We start from the raw sequence: 3,176 nt of genomic DNA on the forward strand, positions 1-3,176 counted from the left end.
CTGAAAGGTCAACAGGCCCTAAGCCAGTAACTTTGTTACTGGCTTTTTTAATGTTAGCCCTTTTTATATTGCAGATTACGGTTTATTGATCAGATCACTGTATTACCAACACCGTACTTTGGGATCACGCATTTACTAACATAGCTATTTTTGGATCATTATTTTACTAAGAAAAGTACACTTTGACGCTATTTTAGGCTTTGAAATAATCTGATCGTTATTTATTTGTACAAACAATCAACAACTTATAGCTTTGACTAAGTACAACTCTGATCTGAGGGGGGATCGGCTTGGTAAAAATCTGATCCTTTATTTAAGGCTTAGTAAAATTTAGATCTATTTTTAAACGTATTGATGGTTGCACAGGCGGGTTTGTTGATTTTAAAAGGGCTTTAAAGCTACTTTTAAACGATCGATCTGTAAAAATGTCTTGGTTAGTAAAACAATGATCCCAGCTAGTTTAATATTGTTTAGTGGTTTAAATAGCGATACAAAAAAGATAATTTCAAAAAGTTAGCTATTACATAAATTTATCGTAAACCTCTTTTTATTGCGTTAAATATTAAAAAGGTTTTAAAAATATGACGTTAATGAGGTTATTTGTCACTAATTTGTATTTTTTTTACCACCATTTTAATTTACACGTTACACTTTCATAAAAATGTCATACTTAGTCATAATAATGAAAACTAATTCGATAGCGTAAGAGATAAATTGGAATGTCACGTAAAGTACTAGTCGTAGATGACGAAGCTCCTATCAGGGAGATGCTGGTTTTTGTTTTAGAGCAAAATGGATTTCAGGCGATTGAAGCAGAAGATTATGACTCTGCAATTGCAGCTATGGTTGAACCTTATCCAGACATGGTTTTACTTGATTGGATGTTGCCAGGTGGCAGCGGTATTCAAATTGCGAAAAAGTTTAAGCAAAATGAACATACCCGCCAAATCCCAATTATTATGCTTACAGCCCGTGGCGAAGAAGAAGACAAAGTACGCGGTCTTGAAGTAGGGGCTGACGATTACGTCACTAAGCCGTTTTCCCCTAAAGAGCTTATGGCGCGTATTAAAGCAGTTATTCGCCGTGTATCGCCAACCTCATTAGAGGAAGCTATTGAAGTACATGGCCTGCGCTTAGATCCAATTTCTCACCGTGTTACCTCTGAAGGTAACGAGCTTGATATGGGGCCAACCGAATTTAGATTGCTACACTTTTTTATGACCCACCCAGAGCGTGTTTATAGCCGTGAACAACTGCTTGATCATGTATGGGGAACTAACGTTTACGTCGAAGATCGCACGGTTGATGTGCATATTCGTCGCCTGCGTAAAGCAATTGGCCCACTTGGACATGACCGTTTGGTGCAAACTGTACGTGGTGCTGGGTATCGTTTTTCAAGTAAGCTGTAATACCAAATTGCATAAATATTTGAACAATTTAACGAGTTAAATAACTCTATAACGTTGTTAAAAATTTTATTTAGAACACAACTAGAAATAAAATTTTTGCTTAGTTATAGCGCAATTACCTTATCGTTAAATAGACCCCATTTATAAGCCAGTTGGTATAACGTGCGTGTGTATTACTACTCTAAGGTAAAGTGAGTGTATGTATCGAGTTGTTAATAAGCAGGCGTTAGTAAAACGTCTGTTTATCTATTTTTTACCTTTACTATTAATTGGTGTGCTGGTTGGCGCGCCATTTTTGCTTTTATTTTTAGGATCTTTTTCCCTCCTTATTTGGCACTATCATCAGCTTTATCGCTTGAGCGATTGGCTACTTAATCAACGCAGCTTTAATCCACCCGAGGGCGAAGGTGCGTGGGAACAAGTATTCGAAGGCATTTATCATCTACAGCACCGCAATCGTAAAAAGCGTAATGAGCTTGCTGATTTAATTCGGCGCTTTCGCGATGGGGCAGAAGCTGTACCTGATGCTGTTGTGGTACTGCAAAATGATTTAAGTATTGTGTGGTGTAATCAACTAGCACTTAAGGTGCTTGGCCTACAGTGGCCAACTGATCACGGTCAGCGCCTTGATAACTTAATTCGCGAACCTAAGTTTGCTAAATACATGCACAAAGGTGAATTTGATGATGCCCTTGAGCTTGATAATGGACATGCGGTTGAGCAAGTACTTGAATTTAGGGTTATGCCATATGCAAGTACACAGCTAATGGTCGTTGTGCGTGATGTAACACGTTTAAAGCAGCTTGAACAAATGCGTAAAGACTTTGTAGCCAATGTATCACATGAACTACGTACGCCGCTTACAGTGGTATCTGGCTATCTTGAAATGATGGATGGCGATATGATGCCGCCGCCAGCAATGTGGGGCAAGGCACAAAAAACGATGCTTGAGCAATGTAAGCGCATGGATAGCTTGGTTAGCCAGTTATTATCACTTTCGCGAATAGAAGGTGCTAGGCGTCAAGATAACGATAAAGCAATTAATGTTCCGAAGTTGCTTGGTTACATTCAAACCGAAGCACAATCAATTAATCAGGATAAAGGTCATGAACTTGTTTTTGATATTGATGCGACTTTAGATATTAAAGGCTCTGAGGATGAACTACGCAGCGCGTTTTCTAATCTCGTTTTTAACGCTATTCATTACACCAAAGCTGGCGGCAAAGTACAGGTATGCTGGCAGCATAAAGGTGATCGTGCTTGTTTTAGTGTTACCGATAATGGTGATGGTATTGCGCCAGAGCATATTAATCGTTTAACGGAGCGCTTCTATCGGGTAGATAAAGCACGAAGCAGAACAACAGGAGGATCGGGTTTAGGCCTTGCGATCACAAAACATGTACTAACGCGCCACGATAGCAAATTAAATATTCGCAGTGAAATAGGCAAAGGTTCATGTTTTTCTTTTGATTTTTCAATCGATAAGATAGTTCCGTTGGCGAAGTAATTATACTAGGGCGTGCTAATATTTAGTGGTTGAGTTTGCAAGTATGTTTGGTTTTTAGGCAAGCCAGAGCCTATGTAGTGTGGATATTCCCCATAAATAGGCGATAACGCAGCATAAATACCAAACATGCGCTGCCCAAGGGGTTCTTTCTAGGGAGGGTTAACGCTTAGTTGCTCGGTTTTTACTTAGCTCACTAGGTTACAAACCTCGCGCCGCGATTTAATCGCCCCTAGGTTGAACAAATTTCAATCCACAAAGAT

General features: G+C 39.2%; 2 protein-coding genes. Both read left to right on the forward strand.

All coding sequences use genetic code 11. The annotated features are described in order from the left end of the window. Positions 1 to 719 precede the first annotated feature (719 nt). Complete coding sequence (gene phoB, locus DO88_RS00355; RefSeq protein ID WP_006791869.1) at positions 720 to 1,409, forward strand: phosphate regulon transcriptional regulator PhoB; 690 nt, start codon at positions 720 to 722, stop codon at positions 1,407 to 1,409. Between the two features lie 199 nt (positions 1,410 to 1,608). Then, entirely contained in the window at positions 1,609 to 2,916 is a 1,308-nt protein-coding gene (phoR, locus tag DO88_RS00350; RefSeq protein ID WP_033041152.1) for a phosphate regulon sensor histidine kinase PhoR, read from the forward strand. The last annotated feature ends 260 nt before the right edge of the window (positions 2,917 to 3,176 follow it).

The organism is Pseudoalteromonas sp. S3431 (assembly GCF_000690035.1).
In the GTDB taxonomy this organism is placed as follows: Bacteria; Pseudomonadota; Gammaproteobacteria; order Enterobacterales; family Alteromonadaceae; genus Pseudoalteromonas; species Pseudoalteromonas fuliginea.